General features: G+C 72.9%; 14 protein-coding genes. 8 read left to right on the forward strand and 6 right to left on the reverse strand.

Going from position 1 to position 21,847, the window contains the following annotated elements; genetic code table 11:
- Positions 1–289 precede the first annotated feature (289 nt).
- Complete coding sequence (gene leuS, locus G443_RS16380) at positions 290–3,199, forward strand: leucine--tRNA ligase (protein ID WP_026417872.1); 2,910 nt, start codon at positions 290–292, stop codon at positions 3,197–3,199.
- 236 nt (positions 3,200–3,435) lie between these two features.
- On the opposite strand, the gene G443_RS16385 is transcribed toward leuS, so the two are convergent.
- On the reverse strand, positions 3,436–4,194 hold the full coding sequence (locus tag G443_RS16385) for a TetR/AcrR family transcriptional regulator (RefSeq protein ID WP_081715272.1): 759 nt from the start codon (positions 4,192–4,194) through the stop codon (positions 3,436–3,438).
- 141 nt (positions 4,195–4,335) lie between these two features.
- Here G443_RS16385 and G443_RS16390 point away from each other — a divergent pair, with 141 nt between their 5' ends.
- Positions 4,336–6,534 carry an MMPL family transporter gene (locus G443_RS16390; protein ID WP_026417873.1) on the forward strand — a complete coding sequence of 733 codons (2,199 nt, stop codon included), beginning with the start codon at positions 4,336–4,338 and terminating at the stop codon, positions 6,532–6,534.
- 338 nt (positions 6,535–6,872) lie between these two features.
- Positions 6,873–7,796 (forward strand): sugar ABC transporter substrate-binding protein, encoded by a 924-nt coding sequence (locus tag G443_RS16395; protein WP_162147276.1) that lies wholly within the window; start codon positions 6,873–6,875, stop codon positions 7,794–7,796.
- A gap of 112 nt (positions 7,797–7,908) precedes the next feature.
- Here the strand turns inward: G443_RS16395 and G443_RS16400 are convergent, their stop codons facing one another.
- The 3 genes from G443_RS16400 to macS all read right to left on the reverse strand — a co-directional run bounded on the left by G443_RS16400 (position 7,909) and on the right by macS (position 10,560).
- Positions 7,909–8,496 carry a DUF1707 domain-containing protein gene (locus tag G443_RS16400; protein ID WP_051713233.1) on the reverse strand — a complete coding sequence of 196 codons (588 nt, stop codon included), beginning with the start codon at positions 8,494–8,496 and terminating at the stop codon, positions 7,909–7,911.
- Between the two features lie 244 nt (positions 8,497–8,740).
- On the reverse strand, positions 8,741–9,403 hold the full coding sequence (locus G443_RS16405) for a response regulator (RefSeq protein WP_026417875.1): 663 nt from the start codon (positions 9,401–9,403) through the stop codon (positions 8,741–8,743).
- The gene (macS, locus tag G443_RS16410; protein WP_245588713.1) at positions 9,400–10,560 is read right to left on the reverse strand and encodes a MacS family sensor histidine kinase; all 1,161 of its coding nucleotides are present in this window, start codon (positions 10,558–10,560) and stop codon (positions 9,400–9,402) included. Before macS ends, G443_RS16405 begins: the two co-directional genes overlap by 4 nt.
- 373 nt (positions 10,561–10,933) lie before the next feature.
- On the opposite strand from macS, the gene G443_RS16415 reads away from it, so the two are divergent.
- Entirely contained in the window at positions 10,934–12,133 is a 1,200-nt protein-coding gene (locus G443_RS16415) for a diguanylate cyclase (protein ID WP_026417877.1), read from the forward strand.
- Positions 12,134–12,450: 317 nt separating this feature from the next.
- On the opposite strand, the gene G443_RS16420 is transcribed toward G443_RS16415, so the two are convergent.
- Positions 12,451–13,752 (reverse strand): AI-2E family transporter, encoded by a 1,302-nt coding sequence (locus G443_RS16420; protein WP_211237466.1) that lies wholly within the window; start codon positions 13,750–13,752, stop codon positions 12,451–12,453.
- Positions 13,753–14,115: 363 nt separating this feature from the next.
- Between G443_RS16420 and G443_RS16425 the strand changes: the two genes are divergently transcribed.
- On the forward strand, positions 14,116–15,147 hold the full coding sequence (locus G443_RS16425; RefSeq protein ID WP_026417878.1) for a hypothetical protein: 1,032 nt from the start codon (positions 14,116–14,118) through the stop codon (positions 15,145–15,147).
- A 235-nt stretch (positions 15,148–15,382) separates the two neighbouring features.
- The gene (locus tag G443_RS16430) at positions 15,383–17,068 is read left to right on the forward strand and encodes a hypothetical protein (protein ID WP_026417879.1); all 1,686 of its coding nucleotides are present in this window, start codon (positions 15,383–15,385) and stop codon (positions 17,066–17,068) included.
- Positions 17,069–18,436: 1,368 nt separating this feature from the next.
- Here G443_RS16430 and G443_RS16435 read toward each other — a convergent pair.
- A complete protein-coding gene (locus G443_RS16435) occupies positions 18,437–19,354 on the reverse strand; it encodes a diguanylate cyclase domain-containing protein (protein ID WP_081715276.1) in 918 nt (305 codons plus the stop codon).
- 499 nt (positions 19,355–19,853) lie between these two features.
- On the opposite strand from G443_RS16435, the gene G443_RS16440 reads away from it, so the two are divergent.
- Complete coding sequence (locus G443_RS16440; RefSeq protein WP_155886050.1) at positions 19,854–20,783, forward strand: hypothetical protein; 930 nt, start codon at positions 19,854–19,856, stop codon at positions 20,781–20,783.
- A gap of 121 nt (positions 20,784–20,904) precedes the next feature.
- On the forward strand, positions 20,905–21,795 hold the full coding sequence (locus tag G443_RS16445) for an RNA polymerase sigma-70 factor (protein ID WP_026417881.1): 891 nt from the start codon (positions 20,905–20,907) through the stop codon (positions 21,793–21,795).
- Positions 21,796–21,847: the final 52 nt, after the last annotated feature.

The raw sequence follows: 21,847 nt of genomic DNA on the forward strand, positions 1-21,847 counted from the left end.
GCCACCTCCCGCTACCCCGGGGTCCGGTGTTCCAGGCCACCACGCCGGACCCGTCCGAACGGCGCCGGTGCTGGCGAGGGCCGGGTGGCGGTGGGCGATCCGCTATCCTGACGACGTGAGCATGGGTCGCCTGCTCCTTACACAGCCGCGCTGAGCGTCGCGAACGCGCCAGCGCGGCCACCCCTCATGCCCTCCCGGGATGGGGGGTTTCGTGTTTTCGGGGGATGGCGCGGCCCTGGCAGGTGCCGCGGCCGGCGATCGAACGGGTGACCGGAGGGAAGGAAGAGCGATGAGTGAGGCGACTTCGGAGACCGCCGCGCGCGGGGCCGGCGGGGACGGTGACGCGCCGCCGTTCCGCTACACCCCTCGGCTGGCCGCCGAGCTGGAAGCCAGCTGGCGGGAGCACTGGGCGGCCAACGGCACGTTCCACGCGCCGAACCCGGAGGGTGACCTCGCCCCCTCGGACGGGGAGGGAGCGGTCCCGGTGGACAAGCTCTTCGTCCAGGACATGTTCCCCTACCCCTCCGGGGCCGGCCTGCACACCGGCCACCCGCTCGGGTTCATCGGCACCGACGTCTACGCCCGCTACCACCGCATGTTGGGGCGCAACGTCCTGCACACCATGGGGTTCGACGCGTTCGGCCTGCCCGCCGAGCAGTACGCGGTGCAGACGGGGCAGCACCCGAGGATCACCACCGAGCGGAACATCGAGCGGTACCTGGCCCAGATCCAGCGCCTCGGCCTGGGCCACGACGAACGCCGCCGCATCGCCACCACGGACGTCGGCTACTACCGGTGGACCCAGTGGATCTTCCTGCGGATCTTCAACTCCTGGTACGACCCGGACGGCAACGACGGTCAGGGACGGGCGCGGCACATCGACGAGCTGGTCGCCGAGTTCGAGTCGGGTGCGCGGGAGACCCCGGACGGCCGCGCCTGGGCGGAGCTGTCGGCTGGTGAGCGTCGCCGCGTCCTGAACCAGTACCGCCTGGCCTACGTCTCGGACGCGCCGGTCAACTGGTGCCCCGGGCTGGGCACGGTGCTGGCCAACGAGGAGGTGACGGCGGAGGGCCGCAGTGAGCGCGGCAACTTCCCGGTGTTCCGCCGCAACCTGCGGCAGTGGATGATGCGGATCACCGCCTACGCCGACCGGCTGGTCGACGACCTGGACCGGCTGGACTGGCCGGACAAGGTCAAGGCGATGCAGCGGAACTGGATCGGCCGTTCCCAAGGGGCCAGGGTCTCCTTCTCCGTCGACGGGGTCGGTGAGCGCATCGAGGTGTTCACGACGCGGCCGGACACGCTGTTCGGCGCGACCTACCTGGTGTTGGCTCCCGAGAACCCGCTGGTGGACGCCCTGATCGGGGCGGGGTGGCCGGCGGGGACCCCGGAGTCCTGGACGGGGGGCGCGGCCGACCCGGCCGAGGCGGTGGCGGCCTACCGGCTCACGGCCTCCCGCAAGTCGGAGCTGGAACGGCAGGAGAACCGGCGGAAGACGGGCGTGTTCACCGGCGCGTACGCCGTGAACCCGGTGACCGGCGGCCGCCTCCCGATCTTCGTCGCCGACTACGTGCTGATGGGTTACGGCACCGGCGCGATCATGGCCGTCCCCGGGCAGGACCAGCGGGACTGGGACTTCGCCTCGGCGTTCGACCTGCCGGTGGTGCGGACGGTCCAACCGCCGGAGGGCTTCGACGGTGAGGCCTACACGGGTGAGGGGCCGGCGATCAACAGCTCCCACCCGTCCTCGGTGGACCTGGACGGCCTGGAGGTCGCCGAGGCGAAGGAGCGCGTCATCTCCTGGCTCGTCGAGCGGGGGCACGGCGAGCGGACCGTGCAGTACAAGCTGCGGGACTGGCTGTTCTCCCGCCAGCGGTACTGGGGTGAGCCGTTCCCGATCGTCTACGACGAGGACGGTGAGCCGATCGCCCTGCCGGAGAGCGAACTGCCCGTCGAGCTGCCCGACGTCGACGACTACTCCCCGAAGACCTTCGACCCGGAGGACGCGGAGAGCGACCCGTTCGCCCCGCTCGGGCGTGCCGAGGAGTGGGCGGAGGTGGAGCTGGACCTCGGGGACGGGCCGAGGAAGTACCGGCGGGACACCAACACGATGCCGAACTGGGCCGGTTCCTGCTGGTACCAGCTGCGCTACATCGACCCGAACAACCAGGAGACCTTCTGCTCGCCGGTGAACGAGCGGTACTGGACCGGTCCGCGTCCCGGGGAGCACGGGGACCGGGACACCGGCGGGGTGGACCTGTACATCGGCGGGGTGGAGCACGCCGTGCTGCACCTGCTGTACAGCCGGTTCTGGCAGAAGGTGCTGTACGACCTGGGTGAGGTGTCCTCGGAGGAGCCCTACCGGCGGTTGTTCAACCAGGGCTACATCCAGGCCTACGCCTACACCGACTCGCGCGGCGTGTACGTGCCAGCCGAGGAGGTGGAGGAGCGGGACGGCCGCTACTTCTGGAAGGACCAGGAGGTCACCCAGGAGTACGGGAAGATGGGCAAGAGCCTGAAGAACTCCGTCTCCCCCGACGAGATCTGCGACGCCTACAGCGCGGACACGCTGCGGCTGTACGAGATGTCGATGGGGCCGATGGACATCTCCCGCCCCTGGGCGACCAAGGACGTCGTCGGTGCCTACCGCTTCCTCCAGCGGGTGTGGCGCAACGTCGTCGACGAGACCACGGGCGCGCCGAGGGTCACCGAGGACGCGCCGGACGACGAGACCACGCGGCTGTTGCACCGGACGGTGGCCGGGGTCCGCGAGGACTACGTGGGGCTGCGCTACAACACGGCGGCGGCGAAGCTGATCGAGTTGAACAACCACCTCACGAAGAGGTACGGCGATTCGACCGGCACGCCGCGTCAGGTGGTGGAGGCCCTGGTGCTGATGTTGGCCCCGCTCTGTCCGCATGTGGCGGAGGAGTTGTGGTCGCGGCTGGGGCATGCCGAGTCCCTGGCCCACGGCCCGTTCCCGGTCGCCGATGAGCGGTTCCTGGTCGACGAGACCGTGGAGTACCCCATCCAGGTCAACGGCAAGGTGCGGGCCAGGGTGACGGTGCCGACGGACGCCGACCAGGAGGCGGTGCGGGCGGCGGCCTTGGCCGAGGAGCGCATCCAGGCGGTGGTCGCGGGGCGTGACCCGCGCAAGGTCATCGTCGTGCCGGGGCGCCTGGTGAACATCGTCGTCTGAGCCGACGGGCGGGCCGGTCGTTCGAGGTGGGCGACCGGCCCGCGCGCGCCGGGGCGGCGTGGTGGTCCGGTCGCTCCGCCGGTGGTTGGCGAGGCGGTCCGGTCGCCGCCTGGGCGGCCGGGCGCGACCTCGTCAGCTCGACCGACGGGTCGTCGGGGCGGAAGCGACGGGGTGGTGCGCGGACGGCACCGGCCGGGTGGGTCATCCGAGGGGGTTCGGGTGCTGCTCCGGGTCGTCTAGCGCGCCCGTGCCTGGCAGGCCCCGCCGCTGCTCGCCTCGGCGACGAGTTCGGCCAGCAGCGACTCGAACAGCAGCTCCGCGTTGGAGACGGTGAAGGGGAACCGCTGGAAGACCTCCAGCGCGACGTGACCGTAGAGCCGGCTCCACCAGCGCAGGATCAGGTACACGGCGCTGAGGGTGAGTTGCTCCTCGGTGGTCTCCACGCCCAGCTCGCCCAGTGAGGCCACCATCTCCCGCCGGTAGGCGACCAACTCGTCCCGCATCGGCTCCGGGAACGCCTCGTCGTCCGCGTGGGTCAGCTCCTCGTCCTCGAAGTCGGGCAGCCCGGCGATCACCCGCAGGAAGATCGAACCGAACTGGTCGCGGGAGGTCGGGCCGTCGGTGGGAGCGTCGGTGACGGCCTGCTGCGAGGCGAAGACGAGTTCGAACTCGGTGGGGTGCGCCAGCGCCCAGCCCCGGAAGGTCCGGCAGACGGTGAGCACGGCTCCCATCTCCTCGCCGGTGTCCGCGGCGCGCGCGCGTGCGGTGATGACCTCCGCCAGGTCGGAGCAGATCTCCTCCACCAGTCGGTGCAGCAGTTCCTCCCGGGACGGGAAGTACCGGTAGAGGGCCGGCGCGGTCATGCCGAGGTTGCGGGCTATGGCGCGCAGCGTGACGGCTTCTCGACCTTCCCGCACAAGTAGTTCCCTCGCCTGGGTGAGGATTTCCCGCTCGGTCGCGGAACGTGCGCGCCCTCGACGTGTGACCCCCGACATACCTCACCCTTCTGGGTTGTAAACACCGTTTACTCAGCCGTACCGTTGCTCGAATGGGTGAACGGCGTTAACTGAGTTTACACCGTTCACACCAGTGGATGTCGGCGCGCCGACCGTGCAAGGACTGGTGGAGGAGAACACGTGTTCGCGAGGTGGGGGGTCACGGCGTTCCGTGGCCGGTGGGCGATCCTGATCACCGTTCTGGTGATCACGGTCGCCGGAGGAGTCTGGGGAACCGGGGTCTTCGGGAAGCTGGGGCAGGGCGGTTACGAGGACCCGAACAGCGAGGCGGTGCTGGCCAGCGACCTCGCCGAGGAGGCCCTGAACGGGCAGGCCGGCGACGTCATCGTCGTGTACACCGCCCCCGCCGGGTCGGACGTCGACGACCCCGAGTTCGGGGCCCGGATCACCGACGCCCTGGATGAGCTGCCCCCCGACGCCGTCACCAGCGTCACCAGCTACTGGCAGACCATGGCCCCGCAGCTGCGCGGCGAGGACGGGCGACGCGCCCTGGCGATCGTCGGCCTGGCCGGCGAGGACGCCAACGCCAAGATGGGCTCCTACGACGAGATCAGGGACCTCCTCGACGTCGAGGGAGTGCGCGGCGACATCGCGGGCGGCATCCCGATGGAGCACTCCATCGAGGAACGAGCCCAACAGGACCTCATCCGCGCCGAGATCGTCTCCCTGCCCATCGTGCTGATCCTGCTGCTGGTGGTCTTCGGTGGCGTGGTGGCCGCCGCGCTGCCCGTGCTCGTCGGCGGCCTCGCCGTGTTCGGGTCACTCGGCCTCCTCCACCTGATCTCGCTGTTCACCAACGTCAACGTCTTCGCGGTCAACGTCGCCAGCCTGCTCGGCCTGGGGCTGGCGATCGACTACGGGCTCTTCGTCGTCGGCAGGTTCCGGGAGGAGATCGCCGCCGGGCGCTCCACGGCCGACGCGGTGCGCCGCACCATCGGCACCGCCGGCCGGACGGTCGCGTTCTCCGCCACCCTGCTGGTCATCGCGTTGGCCGGCCTGATGCTCTTCCCGCAGGAGTTCCTCAAGTCCCTCGCCTACGGCGGGATGAGCGCCGTCGGCTTCGCCGCCGTCGTGTCCCTGACCCTGCTGCCGGCCATGCTCGCCCTGCTCGGGCCGAAGGTCGACGCACTCCCCATGCCCTGGCGCAAGCGCGCCGAACGCCGGCCCAAGCGCCCGGAGCGCGACGGTTGGGGACGGCTCGCCGACCGCGTGATGCGCCGCCCCACCCTCATCGCGGTGCCGATCGTCGCGGGTCTCGTCCTGCTGGGTGCCCCGTTCCTGTCCACCCAGTTCGGTCAGCCGGACGAGCGGATCCTGCCCGAGGGCGACGCCGCCAGGGTGGCCGTCGAGACGCTCAAGGAGGACTTCCCCTTCACCTCCGGTGACGGCATCGAGATCGTCATCCAGGGTGAGGGGGACACCCCGCCGGACGAGGCCGCGATCGGCCAGTTCGTCGCCCAGGTCGACGAGGTCGGCGGTATCGAGGGCGTACAGCCCTCCGGAGCGGCCCGCGGCGTCGTCGTCCTCACCGCCCAGCCCGTCGGCGACACCTTCGGCGACGAGGCCAACCAGGCCGTGCGCGACATCCGCGCCCTCGAACCGCCGGCCGGCTCCACCCTCCTGGTCGGTGGCATGACCGCCCTGAACCTCGACAGCCTCGACGCCGTCGGTCAACAACTGCCCCTGATGGCGCTGCTCATCGTGGGCGCCACGGTCGTGCTGATGTTCCTGGCCTTCGGCTCGGTGCTGCTGCCGATCAAGGCGGTGCTGCTCAGCGTCCTCAGCCTTTCGGCCACCTTCGGCGTGCTCACCTGGGTGTTCGTCGACGGCCACGGTGCCGGCCTGCTCGGCGTGACGCCGATGCCGATGGAGGCGGGCATCATCGTGCTGATGGCCGCCGTCGTCTTCGGGCTGTCGACGGACTACGAGGTCTTCCTGCTCAGCAGGATGGTCGAGGCCCGCTCCTACGGGGCGACCACCGAGGAGGCGGTGCGGACCGGACTGGCCCGCACCGGACGCGTCATCACGGCGGCGGCGCTGCTGCTGATCGTCGTCACGGGCGCCTTCGCCTTCTCCGGACTCCAGATGATGCGCTTCATCGGCGTCGGGATGATCCTGGCGCTGGCCCTCGACGCGACCATCGTGCGGATGCTGCTCGTCCCAGCCCTGATGAAGCTGCTGGGCAACGCGGGGTGGTGGGCGCCGGGACCGCTGCGCCGCCTCCAGCAGCGCGTCGGGATCCACGAGGGCGGCGACGAGCCGGAGCCCTCGCGTGGCGGAGCGGCCGAGCGGCGCGCCGACGGCGGCGGTGCCGCCTAGCTCCCGGCCGCCCGCGAGCCACGGAGACGGGCCGGCCCGGCCACCCCCAGCGGCCGGGCCGGCCCGTCTCCGTCTATTGACGTGCCGGAGCGGCCGTCGGCTCCCGGGAACCCGTGGGAAATCCGCACCGGGTCACGGACCACGGGCCGCTCCCCCTTCCGACGTCGTCGGGTGGACGTCCGGACCCGGGCCCCGGGATCACCACCGGCGCGGGTGCCCCGGGCCGACCCCGCCAGGAGCGCCGCGTGGGGACCGTTGGGCTCCAGCCCCCGCCGGCCGGCAGCCGGCCTGTGCCACCATCAGGCGGCAGGTGTCCCGACGAGAGGGGTCGAGTTCTCGTGCGACGTACGGCGGTGGCGACCGTGGCGGTGGCCTGGGCGGTCACCGGGTGTTCCCCCGAACCCGTGGAACCGGAACCACTGCCGGGTGAGGGGCTGCGCGTCGGCTTCGTGGCGACCGGCGGGGACACCGCCACCGCGACCGCCCTCGCCGAGGGAGTGCGGACCGCCGCGGCGGACACCGGCGTCGAGGTGGTGACCGCCGACGTGGGAGCCGAACCCGACCCGGGGCGGCAGGCCGAGGGGTTCGCCGACCTGCTGGCGGAGGGCGTGGACGCGGTCCTGCTCGACCCGCTGGACCCGTCGGTCCTCGCCCCCGTGCTCGACCGGGCCGCCGAGGAGGACGTCCCGGTGATCACCCTCAACCGATCGCTGGAGACGACCACCGCCGCCGTGCTCCCCGACGTCGAGCAGGCGGGGCGGGTGGCGGCGCGCGGTGTCCTGGGGACCGGCGTGATCGGCGAGGTCGCCGTGCTCCGCGGCGTGCCGGACACCACGGCCAGCCAGCAGGTCTTCACCGGTTTCGAGGAGACCCTCGCCGAGCGCGACGAGGTCACCCTGATCGCCGAGCGCGCCGCCGGGTACGACCGGGACCGGGCAGCCGAGCGCACCACCGAGCTCCTCGACGCGCATCCCTACCTGGTCGCGATCTTCGCCGAGACCGACGAGATGGCGCTCGGCGCCCTCGACGCGCTCGGGGACCGCGCCGGTCGGGACGTGCTCGTCCTGGGTTTCGGTGGCGGTGACGAGGCCCGGGCCGCCCTCGCCGAGGGGACGCTGACCGCGACGGTGACCGAACAACCAGGGGAACTGGGACGTGCGGGGGTCCGGCACGCCGTCCGCGTCCTCACCGAGGACGAGCCGGCGGAACGGGTCCTGGTGGATCACGTGTTGGTGGACCGGGAGAACGCCGCCGCCGGCTGAGCGCCCCGGGAACCGGCCCTGGCGAGGCGGACGGGGCGTCCGAGGCGGCCATCGGGGAGACCGCGGCGACGCCCTCGGGTGGTCGGTCGGCTGCCCCGGGTGCGGCCGCCCTTCAGCGACGACCGAGGAGCGACCACCTGCGGCCGGGCCGTCCCGCCCGCAGGCTGCTGTGGACCAGTTCGCCCCGCAGCACGATCCGGCGCCCGAAGGCCGAGGCTGGCGCGAGGTCCCGCAGCCGGACGACGCTGTGCTTCGACGTCACCTCGTCCTGCACGGCGATGCCCTCCGGAACGGTCAGGACCAGGTGGCTGTGCCGCATCGCCACGGTGATCAGGACCGTCTCCCCCGCGAACTCGGCCTGCGTGAAGTCGAGGCGGACGACGCCGCCCTGGTTCTCCACGCGGAGCGCCGTCGGTACCCGCCAGTGGCCCTCCCGGACGAGGCTCGAGCCGTGGCTGGAGAGCGTCATCGACTCCGGCTCCTCCGCGCCGGCCCGCAGGGAGAGGCCGGGGAGGTCGACCAGGAGGGAGTTGAGGTCACCCCGCGTGCGCGCCGTCAGCGCGGAGTCGGTGCGGGTGGTGAACTCGTCGAGGTCGATCAGGCCAAGCCCGATCGCTTTCTGCAGCAGACCGACGACGTGCTGCCGTTCCGCGTCGGAGACCCGGAGGTATCTCGGTGCGACTGGATTCGTTGCCGTCACCCTCACCAGGGTAGGACACCGCCGGGGCCGGTGTTCTGGTCTTCCGGCGGAAACATGGGCGCTCGAACCCCGCCGCATCGCTCGTCGTGCCCGCGCTCCCCACCGACCACGAACCCGGGGAGCAGCTGCGCGTCCCGCCGCCAGCCGGCCGCGGTGGTCCACGAGCCCCGGGGACCTCGCCGCCCCGGAGCCCTTCTCCCCGCTCGTTCCCCGAGGCGTGCCCGTCCCGGAGTCGAGCGCGTGCCTAGTCGGGGTCGCGGTCCAGACCGTGCTCGATCGCGTACCTGGTGAGTTCGACGCGGTTGTGCAGCTGGAGCTTCCGCAACGTCGACTGCACGTGGTTCTCCACCGTCCGGTGCGAGATCACCAGCCGCCGGGCGATCTGCCGCGCCGTCAGTCCCTTCGCGACCAACCGGAGCACCTCGGTCTCCCGCTCGGTGAGCTGAGGGGCCTCCTGGCCGCTGTCCCCCGAGGCCGCCATCCGCCGGTACTCCCCCAGTACGAGCCCGGCCAGGCCGGCGGTGAAGACGGCGTCCCCCGCCGCCGTCTGCCGCACCGCCGCGACGAGTTCCTCCACGGAGGCCGACTTCACCAGGTAGCCGGACGCCCCGGCCTTCACCGCCTCCAGCACGTCGCTGTGCTCCCCGCTCGCTGAGAGCACCAGCACCCGGGTCTCCGGCAGCGCGGTCGTGATCTCCCTCGTCGCGTCCACTCCCGAGGAGGAACCCAGGTTCAGGTCCATCAGGACCACCGCCGGCCGGACGGTGCGGGCGATGCGGGCGGCGGCGTCCGCGTCCGACGCGGTCGCCAGGACCTCGAATCCCCGTTCGGTGAGGTCGCGGGCCACTCCGCCGCGCCAGATGGGGTGGTCGTCGACCACCATCACGGAAATCGGTGGGTCGGTCACCTGCTCCTCTCCTTCCCCGCCGGTTGTCGTCTTGGCACCCGCATCTCCCATTCGGTCCCCTCCCCCTCAGCCGTCTCCAGCGCCAGGCTGCCACCAAGCAGCTCCACGCGACGGCGCATGGAATGTGAAACACCCATCCGGCCCTCCACGGCGGCCGCCCCCAGCCGACCAGGTGGAATGCCCGGCCCGTCGTCGCGCACGCTGAGCACCACCTCGTCGCCGAGGTCCTCCAGCAACACCCAGGCACGCGCGGTGGGCCCCGCGTGCCGGTTGACGTTCGCCAGTGCCTCCCTGACCACCGCCAGCAGCTCCGAGGTGTCCGCCGAGGGCAGCACCACGGGCGTGGCCGGCACCGAGACGGCGACCCGGGAGGTGTTCAACAGCCGCAGCTCCCTGCCGAGGTCGGTCTCCCCGTCCACCGAGGACTCGGGAGGAGCCGTGGTCACCAGGGCGCGCAGCGCGATCTCCTGTTCCCCCGCCAGCCGGGCGAGCTCGGCGGCCTCGCCGCCCAGGTCGGCGCCACGGCGCCTGACCCGGGCGAGCACCTGGAGCACGCTGTCGTGCACCATCCGGGCCAGCCGCTCCCGCTCGGCGGTCGCGGCCTCGGTCCGCAGTGCGCGGCGCAACCGCTCGTCCGACGCGCGGGCCGTGCTCGCCGCGTTGCCCAACACGAAGCCCACCCCGACGAGCATGACCGTGTCCCTGGCGATGTCGGTGTCCACATAGCCCCGGATCAGGTAGCTCACCAGCGCGGTCAACGACCCTGCCAGCACACCGCGCAACGGCCCGCCCTGGACCGCGACCGCGACCACGGCGCCGGAGGCCCAGACCGTGGTCACCGAGGGGGTGGGCACGTCGAGTTGGTCCCTGCTCAGCACGAACAGGGACAACAGCACGAGGACGTTCGTCAGCGCCAGGTCCACGTAGGCCGCGGCGCCCCGCCACCGGGGCCCCCGCACGTACGCGTAACCGATGACGCCGGTCCACAGCACCATCACGACCAGGATCGCGGCCCCCAGGCCCTGGTTCGCGTACCCCTCCCGGTGGACGGCGAAGGCGACGACCGCGTAGGCCAGGGTGACGACACGGAGGATCACGGCGGCGATCCACAGCGGTCCGAGCAACCGCGAGTGGCGTTCACCAGTGGAAACAGTCACCGTCGCAACCTATCCGAGTGAAGCGGCTCCTGATCCGGGGCGGTGGCACGATCCCTCTCGCGGAGCAGCCGCGCCCCGCCGAGCGGACCAACGGGCGGGCTGCCCACCCGATGCCACCCACTGGTCACGAACTGATCACGGTGCGCGACGTCGATGCGACGACCGTGCGACGGGTGGCGGTTGGCCTTCTGCCCGCCGCGCGACTGTGCCAGGCTGTTTTTCCAACCGAGCGGTGTCGGACCGCAGGGGACGGAGGCGTCAGCCACCGCGACGGACATCGTCGGGCGCCAGCTGACCGGGCGCCCACGTCGGTCGCCGACGACGAGGGCCGTGCCGTGCGACGCCCGCGACCCTCAGCACGCGGGAGGACTGCTTGCGTCACTGGGAGCTGTGGTCCCTGCGGTGGAGCGCGCTCGCCTACTGGCTGGTGGTCTGGGCGGTGGCGCTGGCCGTCTGCGTCCTCGCCGTCGCCGCGTCCGGACGGCCGGAACCCGAGGAGCTGCACCGCTTCGGTGCCATCGCGTTGACCGCCGCCCTGGTCATCGTCTGCACCCGGCTGGTCGGGCGCATCCGGGGCGAGCGGGAGCGCAGCCCGTGGGCCATCCACTGCTGCTACCTCCTCGCCGGGCTGCTCACGCTACCGCTGAACCTCGTCGTCCTCCTCCTGCTCGGTCCGGCCCTGCACGGAGTCCTCGGCGCGCGTCCAGCCCCGCACCGCTGGGCCTTCACCACCGCCGCCACCGTGGTGGCCACCTTCCTCGCCCGTGCCTTCGTCGGGTGGCACGACGTCACCGCCAGCCCCAACGACATCGTCCTGGCGGGTGTCGTCCTCGTGCTCACCCGGGCGCTGCTGGTGGGTGTGGGGTTCTGGCTGCGGGACCCCTCCGCCGGGGTGGTCCCGGTCGCCGGTGACCCGATCGACATCGTGCTCGGCGTGGTCGCGGTGTGCCTGGGCGGCCTGATGGGACTCGTCGCCATGTCCCACGGGGCGGCCTACGCGCTGCTGGTCGGCCCGCCGATGGCCCTGCTGGACCAGGTCGGTCGACTCCCGCACTGGCGGCGGTCCGCGCAGCACGACGCCAAGACCGGTCTGGCCAACGCCGTGCACTGGGACCGGGTGGCCAGGGACGAACTGGCCCGCGCTCGCCCGAGGAGGACCCCGGTCGCGCTCCTCCTCCTCGACATCGACCACTTCAAGCGGGTCAACGACCAGGTCGGTCACCTCGCCGGTGACGCCGCGCTCGCCGCCGTCGCGCTGCTCCTGCGCAGCAGCGTTCGCCGTGGGGACGCGGTCGGTCGTTTCGGGGGTGAGGAGTTCGTGGTGCTCCTCCAGGACGCCGGCTCCCAGGAGGCCAGGGCGGTGGCGGAGGCGCTGCGGGGCGCTGTCGCCGAACTGCGCGTCCCGGTGCCGTGCGCGGACGGCGAGTGGCGCGACCTGGACGGCATCACCATCAGCATCGGCGTCGCCACCTCGGAACGGTTCGGCTACGACCTGTCCAGCCTGCTGACGGCCGCCGACGCCGCGCTCCTCTCCGCCAAGGGCGCCGGCCGGAACCTGGTGACGATGGCCTGAGCCGGACCCGATCGGGTGGACGGGCGGACCCCCGCTGGTGCGGGGGTGGCATGGGCGGGCCGGCGCGTGGGACGAGGAGGTGACGGTTCACCGCTGCCGGATTCGGCGGGGCGCCGGGGGCCGTCCGACCGCGCACGCTCGAGGCCGGCGCGCGCACCTCCCGGACCGGCCCCGCGACCCGGCCTCGAACGGAGCCCAGCCTCCTCGGCGGGCGGACCACCCCGCGCCGGGATCGCACCCCGCGACGGGATGCCAGCCGACGAGGCGGGTCACGGGTTCCGACGTGGCCGGCGGCACGGCAGGCTGGGCGCCCGGGGTCAGCTGTCCTTGCTCGCCGGGCCGCCGGACGGATCCGAACCGCCCGAGTCCTCCGAGGAGCCGGATCCGCCGGACCCACCAGCAGGACCGGACGACCCGGGACCGGAGGAACTCGGCTTGCCCCGGCGCCGCACGTTGGGCAGGACCGATCGTGCCTTCGCCGGGTTCAGCCGGCTCAGCTTGGGCAGGCTGAGCCGGGGCGCCGGCTCGTCCTCGGCCGGCCGGTTCTCGGCCTGGCGGCGCAGTGACTTGATCCCGGCGTTGAGGACGGCCACCAGCGGGACCGCGAGCAGAGCGCCGGCGATACCCGCCTGCACGACTCCGACGGTGATCGCGAGGACGACGGCGAGCGGGTGGAGTCGGACGGCCCGGCCGAGCAGCAGCGGTTGCAGGACGTGACCCTCCAGCTGCTGGACCAGCAGGACGACGCCCAGGACCAGGAGTGCCGTGACCAGGCCGTTCGCGACCAGGGCGACGAGGACCGCGACCAGACCGGACACCACGGCGCCGACGATGGGCACGAACGCGCCGAGGAAGACCAGCGCCGCGAGCGGGATCGCCAGCGGTACCTCGAGGACGACCAGGCCGATGCCGATGCCGACGGCGTCGACGATGGCCACCAGCGCGGTGGCGCGCACGTAGCCCACCAGCGACTGGAAGCCGTGCACACCCGCCAGCCGGACGCGCTCCCGGGTGGCCCCGGAGAACACCCCGGTCAGGTAGGTCCAGATCCGGGCGCCGTCGTGCAGGAAGAAGATGAGGGTGAAGAGCGCGAGCAGGAGTCCCGTGAGCAGTTCGCCGACGGTGGTGGCCGTGGAGATGGCACCGGAGGTGATCAGGTCCTGGTTGGACTGGAGCATCGTGGTGAGCTGGCCGAGGAAGTCGTCGATCTGGTCCTGCTGGAGTTGGAGCGGGCCCTCGACCAGCCAGGTCCGGATGGTCTCGATGCTGTCGACGACCTTGTCCACCAGGTCGGGGAGACCGGTGCTGAAGGCCGTGATCACGAAGGTGAGCACCCCGGCGAGGACCGCGAGCCCGCTCACCATGACCAGTGCGGTGGATACCCCGCGCGGCACCCCCCAGCGCACGAGCCGGTCGACGGCCGGCGCGAGGAGGGCGGCGAGCAGCAGGGCGATCGCCACCGGGACGACCACGACGGAGAAGGCGCCGATCAGCCAGGCCACCACCCAGACGGCGGCGGCGACCACCAGGAGACGTCCGCAGACAGCGGCCGCGACCTGGAGGGGACGTGGGACGGGGGGACCGGGGTCGACGCGCGCTTCCTGTTTCGCCTCACTCACCCCAGCTACGGTAATCGTCCTGGTGGGCCGGGTGGTGCGGGTTCGCCCCGGAAGCCGCTCGCGCCACCTCCCGCTGACCGTCGTGGGTCCGCCCGCCGAGCGGGGCCGGCCGGGCCCGCGACCGCCCCTCCCGATCGGACCCGAGTGGCATCGCCCCTGGTGGAGGGCCTCGGGTGCCCCGCGACGTCATCCGGTCCGGTGATCTTTGCGGACGGGGCTGCCATTCCGCCGATGGCTGTGAGTAACGTATGTGTCGCAGCCGGTCCACTCCGGATCGACTGAAATTCCCTGACGTCGTGCCGATTCTCGCCGCGCCGGAGAGTGACCCAGGTCATCTCCCGCCGGTAGACCTGGAGGGTCCAGTTGTCAGCCGCCGACCAGCACACGGGATCAGGAGGCCGCCGTTTCCGGCGCCTGCTGTCACGTGCCGCGCTGGCCGCCGGGGGCACGCTGGCCGCCACGGCGATCGCCTGGACCCTCGGTAGCGGCACCGCCGCCGCCGACCAGAAGGACCCCGCTCCCCGGAGCCTCGTCGGAGTTCTCCGTGAGATCCCGGCGGCGCCGCCGGTCCGCTCCGTGCTCGGCACGGTCGACGAACTGGGGGGAGCCACTCTCGGTGCTCCTCGCCGCCTCGTCGCCGGTGAGCCCGAGGGGGATTCGCCGGCGCACGCCGCTCCGGAGGAGGGCGAGCCGGCGGAGGACGGCCGGGAGAGCGCGTTGGGCCGGGTCGTCAAGCCGGTCGGTTCCGTGGTGAACCGGCTCTCCGACGCCGTGCTGCACGGCGGGCGGGACGACGCCGAGCACGACGACTCCACCGGGGCGTCCGACGGTGGGTTGCTCCCGCTGCCCATCGGCAAGGACGGCCTCGTGGGCGCGGTGCTGCCTGGCGGCGGTTCGGCCCAGGAGAACCCCGCCACGGACGCCACCGGTCCCGGCCAGGGCACGGGCGCCGAAGGTTCGGAGCAGCTCGGCGACCGCCCGGAGCAGGACCGCCCGGACGAGGACGACGACACCGACGAGGCCCGGGAGGCGGAGGACCGCCCCTCGGATTCCCGTACGAGCCGTCCCTCGACCGGTGTGGGCGTGGATCCCACGGCCCCCTGGGGCGCCACGGGCGTCCCGTCCCCCCTCGGCCACGGTGCCGAGCAGGAACACGGTGAGCAGGACACCTCCTCACCCAAGCTCCCCCGGGGTGCGTCCCACGCCCCCGCGACCCACCCGGCCCCCGCTGGTTCCTCGGCGAGCGCATCGCCGTCCGGACCGGGTGCCCTCATGCTGGGCCACGTCGTTCCGACCGTGAACGCTCAGCTCCTCTCCAGCGGCCTCGCCGTCCAGCCGATCGCGCAGGGCGTCGCCGCGGAGCAGCCGGAGCAGCCCGGCGTCACCCCCGACTGACACCTCGCGCGGATTCAGCACCCCTCCGCGGTGCGCTGGTTCTCCAGCCTGTGCGAGGTCCTTCGTGTTGAGTCCGCGAGCCACCACCCCCCGGGCAGGCGGCATCGCGCTCTGAGCGCCTTCTCCCGCCGCTGCCCCGTCGAACTGGGTGGCCGGACCACTTCCCCTCACGGTGCGCACTGGTCCGACTACCTGACCCACTCCCCCTCGGGTAAGCGAAACGGAAGGAGCCCCCATGCAGTCCTGGGCGAAGCGAGGCGTGCAGGCAGCTCTCGTCACCAGCGGCCTGCTGATCGTCGGCCAGGGCGGTGCCGCGGCGGCGGCCGAGTGCTGCCCCGACCGGCCGAGCTCTCCACTGACCGGCACGATCCCGCTGCCCCACGGTGAGAACGCCACCGAGGTGACGATGCCGCTGGGGCGGGTTACCCCGGCCGGTGCGGCGGCCGTTGGCCAGTCCACCCGGCACGTCATCGAGCCACTCACGACCGCCCCGTCTCCCACCGACGGCGCCGACGACCTCCGTCCCGACCACGACCGTGCACCCCGAAACGAAAGCAGGACGAACATGGCCATGCCCGCTGCCGACGACGCAGCGCTGAACCACTTCGACGAGAGCCAGTACAGCCAACACCAGGAGGCCGCCGAGTACTGGCGGCCCGTCGCCGACGCGGCGGCGCTGGACGGGCTCCCGGGCGGTCGGTTGTTCAGCGGGCTCTACCGCGCGCTGGCCGGTGACATCTTCGCGGGCTCCCCCGAACAGCCGGCGGACAACTCCAAGACCACGGAGCTGTCGCTCCGCGACGTGCGGGCCGCCCTCGCCGCTGACCCCCGTGGCCAGGAAGCCGGAGTGGGGGTCGAGCACTCGGAGCGGGACTCGGAGGACGTCACCACCTCCGTCCTGCCGGACGGTTCGCTGCTGACCCTCAACGGGGTGCCCACCGAGGTCATCCGGTCGGCGCTCGGGCAGGCCCACCCGGAGACCGAGGACAGGGACCCGCTGGTCGTCTGGGGCGAGCAGCTGCCCGACGCTGGCGAGCTGCCGAGGATCCCCGAGATCAGCGAGTTCGTGCGCACCAGTGCCCTGTCGAAGGCCAGCGTGCTGCCCGGGATGGGACTGCTCGCCGGGCTGGGCGACGCCACCGGAGTGGCCCTACCCGCCGCCCCGCGGGCCCGGGACGCCGGTGAGGGCACCGAGGCCGACCCCTTCGTCGACGACCGGCCCACGGTCGAGTTCCCGAGCGTCGCGGCCACCGACGCGGCGGTGCTGCCCGAGGTCGGCAGCGGTGAACTGAGCAGCGTTCCGGCCCCTGCCCTGGGCCAGTTCACCAAGGACCTCGACGCCGAGCTGTCGATCCTCGACCCGCTGCGCTCGCTGTCCTGGGGGCTGCTGCTGCCCACCGAACTCCCCGAGTTCCCGGAGATCGGCCAGCTGAACTCGGAGAACGGGCTGCCGAGCCTGTCGGACCTGACCTCGGTTGGTGTCGCGTTGCCCGCGGTGCACTCCGAGGACGAGGTGGCGGGCCGGAGCAACATCCTGCCCACCAACAAGCTCGGCCTGGACGGGCTCCCCGACCTGAACGTGGGTCGCCCGAACCTCCAGGTCGGCCAGATCTCGGGTGCTGAGCAGCTGCTGCCCGCCTCGCTGGGGAGCGCTGACCAGCCCCGGCGGACGGCTCTCGCCACGGCTCCCGCCGGCCGCAACAACGAGACCGGAGTGCGGCTGCCCGTCGCCAACACCAGCGACCTCCCCCTGCGGGGCGCGCTTGACGCCGTGCAGATCGACGCCCTCAACAACATGGACGCGGTGCGGATTCCCCCGCGTACCTCCCAGGCTCCAGCGTTGAGCACGCTGGACACCGCAGTCCTGCTGCGGAGCGTGACCGGTGACGAGGAGGGCAGCAGCCGGCTGTCCCAGAGCTGAGCCGTACTGACCGGGAAGTCGCGGTCGGTCGTGTTGGGCGGCGCCACGCGCACGCGTCGACCAGCACGGACGGTCGCCCCGGTCGGTGGTTCGGGAAGGACGGGTCGGAGGCCGTTGCCCCCGGTCTCCGACCGCACCTTCCCACCGGATCCACGCGAACGGTGATTCCGATTCCGGCGGGCCCCGAGAGCGACGCTCTCGGGGCCCGCCTCCGTCGTCCGGTGGGGAGGCGGGGATCAGCCGCGCCCGGGCGGGCCTCGCTGCCACCGGCCACCCACGGGGCTCGTCGGAGCGTCGTGGACGGGCCCGGCGACCGCCGGTGGGCTCGCCTGGGGGCCGTCCCGCCCCCATCCCCGAACTCGCCACTGGAGCCGGCGGCCCTCCGTCCGATGCGGTCGCCGTGGTGCCAGGCGGCCCACCCTCCGGCGCTGGTGGAGACGAGGGTGATGCCCCTGCACGTCGGCCGGGGGCGCGGTGGGGGTGTTCCCGGGGGGGCAGGGGAGGCGAGCTGGGCGGCTTCCCCGCGCGTTGGGCGAGCGGTGCGGTGGTGGTGGTCCTCGCGGGTCCCGCCCCACGCCCGGTGCCGGGTCGAGGGTTCCCGGCGCCGCTCCTCGCGCGAACCACCCGGCCACCAGGTCCTCCAGGCCTCCCCGTGGCCACGCACCACCTGGTCGCGTCTCCTGGGGCGCCTCCGGTCGGAGCCGCAGCGCCGGCTCTTCCCGGCACCTGCGGTTAGCCCCCGTATCCGCGCTGGTCCGCCGGGGTTGGTGGAGGTCGCGGAGGGATGGGTGCCTCCCCCGGCTGGTCGGCGCCACGTCGACGACGGTTCCCGGCGCTCCGGCGGGAGCGGCGCCCCGGTCGGGCGGTCGCGTTCCCGGCTCCCAGACCGGCGCGCACCCCGGCTCCGCCGCCGGAGTCCAGGGGCGGCGCGGCGACGATCCAGGAGGGACTGCCCGAACACGCGGTGTTGTCGGGAGCAGCGAGTACCGGCCGTTGGTGGGAGGCACTGTTACCAGGCGGTGCGGGCACGGGATGGTGGTGCGCGGCGGCGGACGGCCCCCCCGGTCGGTGGGTACCCCGCCCTCGCTGGTGTTCCGGGGTGCAGGCGGCCCGGGGCCGCCTCGACAGGAGGCAGGGCCGCCGGCGGCCTGGGCGGTCCGGGTGTTGACCGAGGGGGTCGAACCGTTCCCTGGGCGGGCCCTGCCGCCGGCGCGGCCGGTTTCGAGCGGCTGCTCCGCCGGCGGCGAGCCGAGTCGGCTGTCCCTCGGCGGGTGGCGGGTGGAGCGGGCCCGGCTCGGTGATCGTGCCGGGGACGCGGACGTCCGCCCGGGGCACGCGACGTCGCGGTGCCCTGGAGCCGCCAGCCGGTCAGCCGCTCTCCACCTCGGGCAGCTCCAGCCGGCCCGCGAGGTGTGGCACGGGCCAGGCGTGCGGTTCCGCCCGCAGCAGTTCCTCCGCCTTCGCCATCATGGCCAACACGGATGCCGAGCCGTCCCCGGTGACCCAACAGCTCCGGAGGCGGGGCCGCAGGCGGGCGCCACCGAGCCGCGTGGGCTGGCTGACGACCTCCCGGGCCCGGAGTGCGATCGGCGCCCCGTTGCCCCGGGGGTGTTCGGCGATCACGGCGAACTCGTCACTGCCGTACCGGGCGACGGTGTGGTCGCGACGCATCCCGGTGCGGAGCCTCATCGCGATGAGGTGCAGCAGCTCGTCACCCCGCTGGAAACCGTGCCTGCTGTTGAACAGCGCGAGTTGCTGCACGTCGAGCAGGACGAGGGTGACCAGGGTCCCGTGCACGTCGGCACGGGCGAGCGCCTGTTCCAGCCGGTCGAAGAGCAGGGCGCGACCGGGGAGACCCGTGAGCGGGTCCCTGCCGACGTCCTCGCCGAGCCCGGGACTGTCCACCGGGCGCAGCAGGACCAGCAGCGCCGGGCGGCCCCGGTGGCTCACCAGGTGGTAGGTGCCGATCAGTCGCGTCTCGGGGGTGGCCCGGTGCCGGACGACCAGGGGCAGCGTCAGGGTCCCGGGGTTCCTGCGGAGCTGGGTCAGCAGTGCGGAGGTGTCCGGGAGCGGGGCTCCCGAATCGTCACGCAGCGCCCAACCCGCCGGCCTCCTCCCGTTGAGCAGCCTTTCGCGGCTCAACCCGAGCAAGGCTCCGGCGAGCTCGTTCGCGGCGATCATGTCGCCGCGTTCGTCCTCCAGCAGCACTCCCACCGGTAGTTCCGCGACGAGCTCGTCCCAGACCGTCCCGGTCCCCCGCCGTGCCGCCGTCCCCACGGCACCCATGTGGCCCCATACCTTCCGCCGAACGGAGCACTGGGGCTGAGCTTCCCCCGGAAGCACGAACAGTTCAAGCGCGCCGCTACCACTCGGAAGGGTGGGATTCTGTTGCCCCGTTGACGACGGGTAGCTGGTTCGTCGTGGGGACGTCCTCGGAAGCAGGATGGGAGTCGCGGCGTCTCCCGGTTTTGCCCAGTTCAGCCGCGACCGCGCGGGTGACGATCAGTCGATCGGGTAGCACTCTTCAACTGAAGGGCTAATCAGGCTTGCCTTGTCGGGCCGGGCCTCGCCGGAGGAGCCACGTGGCCGTCCGAGGAAGCCGAGCCCTTCGCGGTCGGCCCCGGGGGGAGGGGCCGCGCCCGGCGGCCCGGTCCGGTTCCGGCCGTGCCGTCGCCTGGGCGGACCGCGTCGGCGTGCGGGCTCGCTCGCCGGACGGCCGGGTCCTCGGAGGAACCGCGTCGAGCGGGCCGGCGTCCCACATCGTGGTGGCCCCGTGGAACGTCCGGTGAGGGGAGATGGTGTGGAGGACGAGCCGGCACTCGCCCGACTCCGGGAACTCGACGAGCGGGTGGTCGCGGTGTCCTGGCGGCACCTGACCTCGGTCGGTGCGGGCTCCCTCGCCGCGGGACTGGTGGGAACGCTGCTGGGTGTCGTGGTGGGCCTGGTCGCGGTGTTCTCCGCGCGGGACGCCGGCATGCCGACGTTGGGTCTCGTGGTGGTGGGCTGGGTGGCGCTGCTCGCCCTGGTGTGGTGGACGACGCTGCGCCCGCTGACCGCGCGGCACGGTCCGGTCGGGGCGGAGTACCGGCGGGCGGTGGCGGATCGGAACGCGGCGGAGGCCGAGCTGACGACCTGGGCGGCGCGGCCACCACGCGGCAGCGCCTCCCAGGACTGGGCGCGCATCGACGCGGTCCACGCCCGGATGGACGCGTGGTACACGCGGGCCACGTCCTTCGAGCAGCGGCATCGGGCCTCGAAGCCCGATTCGGTCCTCGTCGGGCTCGTCCTGGTGGCGCTCGTCTTCGTGCTCGTGCTCGTCTCGCTCCCCCCGAGGGGAGCGCTCGGGCTGCTGGTGGCTGGCCCACCGCTGCTGGTCGGCTGGGGTCTGGTGATGTCGGTCGCCCTCCGCCGGCTCTCCGAGGACGCCTTCGTCCGGTCCGCCCGGATCCGCGGTTGGCGTCGGGAACTGGACCACCTGGCCCGCCGGCTCCGCACCGGAGCCGGTGCGCCGGCGTGGCGGTTCCCCCGGTTCCGGGTGCAACGGCTGTGGTTCCGCCTCAAGGTCGGTCCCTCGCCCGCCGTGGTCCTGCGGTCGCTGCCCGCCGAGGGGAACCCCCTGCGCCGGTGGTTCTGGCGCTGGCTCGGCCGCTCGGCACTCGTTCCCGTCGGCGTCCTCGCGCTGCTGGTGGTTCTCGGGCTGTTCGCGAACCGGTGACCGGGCGGCGCGGGGGACGCGTCGTCGCCGGCCAGGGGCGCCGTTGGCGGACCGGGCCCGCTCCCGCACCTGGGAGCCGAAAGAACGACCGGCGCCGACCACGCCGGGTTACGATCTCCGCGTGCGGACCGGTGACCAGGACCTGGCCGTGTTCGAGGAGCAGCGCCCCCGCATCTTCGGGCTGGCCTACCGGATGCTGGGTTCGGCCACCGAAGCCGAGGACATCACGCAGGAGGTGTTCCTCCGCTGGTTCGGGGCCGATCGGGGAGCCCTCGTGTCGCCCCCGGCCTGGCTGACGCGGGTCACCACCAACCTGTGCCTGAACCAGTTGTCGGCCGCCCGGACGAGGCGGGAGCGCTACGTCGGTCCGTGGCTCCCGGAGCCCGTGCTCACCGGTGACGACGTCCCGGGGCCACCGGAGACGGCGGAACGGCGGGAGTCGGTCTCGATGGCCGTGCTGGTGGTGTTGGAACGGCTGACCCCGCCGGAACGTGCCGCCTTCGTCCTGCGTGAGGCGTTCGGCCACCCCCACCGGGAGATCGCGGAGATCATCGGTGTCAGCGAGGCGGCGTCCCGGCAGCTGCACCGCAGGGCCCGTGCTCGGCTCGCCGAGGAGCGGGGTCGGTTCGGCGCGGACGCCGACCAGCACCGCAGGGTCGTGGAGCGTTTCCTGACGGCCGCCACGGAAGGGGATGTCCGGGGGCTGGAGGAGCTCCTGGCCGAGGACGTGGTGTCCTGGTCGGACGGTGGGGGACGTACGACCGCCGCCCGCCGGCCAGTGGTGGGACGGGAGTCCGTGCTGCGGTACGTGCTCGGCCTCGCCGGGCACCGGGACGCCGCACTCCTCCACACCCGGTTCGCCGAGGTGAACGGCCAGCTCGGCGTGCTCCTGCTGCGGGGGGACGATCTCGTCGCCGTCCTGTCCCCCGACACGGACGGCCAGCGGATCACCACGCTGCGGGTGGTCGTCAACCCGGAGAAGCTGAGGTTCGTCGCCTCCCAGCTCGCGTGACGCACGTCACCGCCGCTGCTGTCACGGCGTGGTCCCCCACCTGGTCATCCCG

The sequence above is a fragment of the Actinoalloteichus caeruleus DSM 43889 genome, from assembly GCF_000429185.2.
Lineage (GTDB): Bacteria > Actinomycetota > Actinomycetes > Mycobacteriales > Pseudonocardiaceae > Actinoalloteichus_B > Actinoalloteichus_B caeruleus.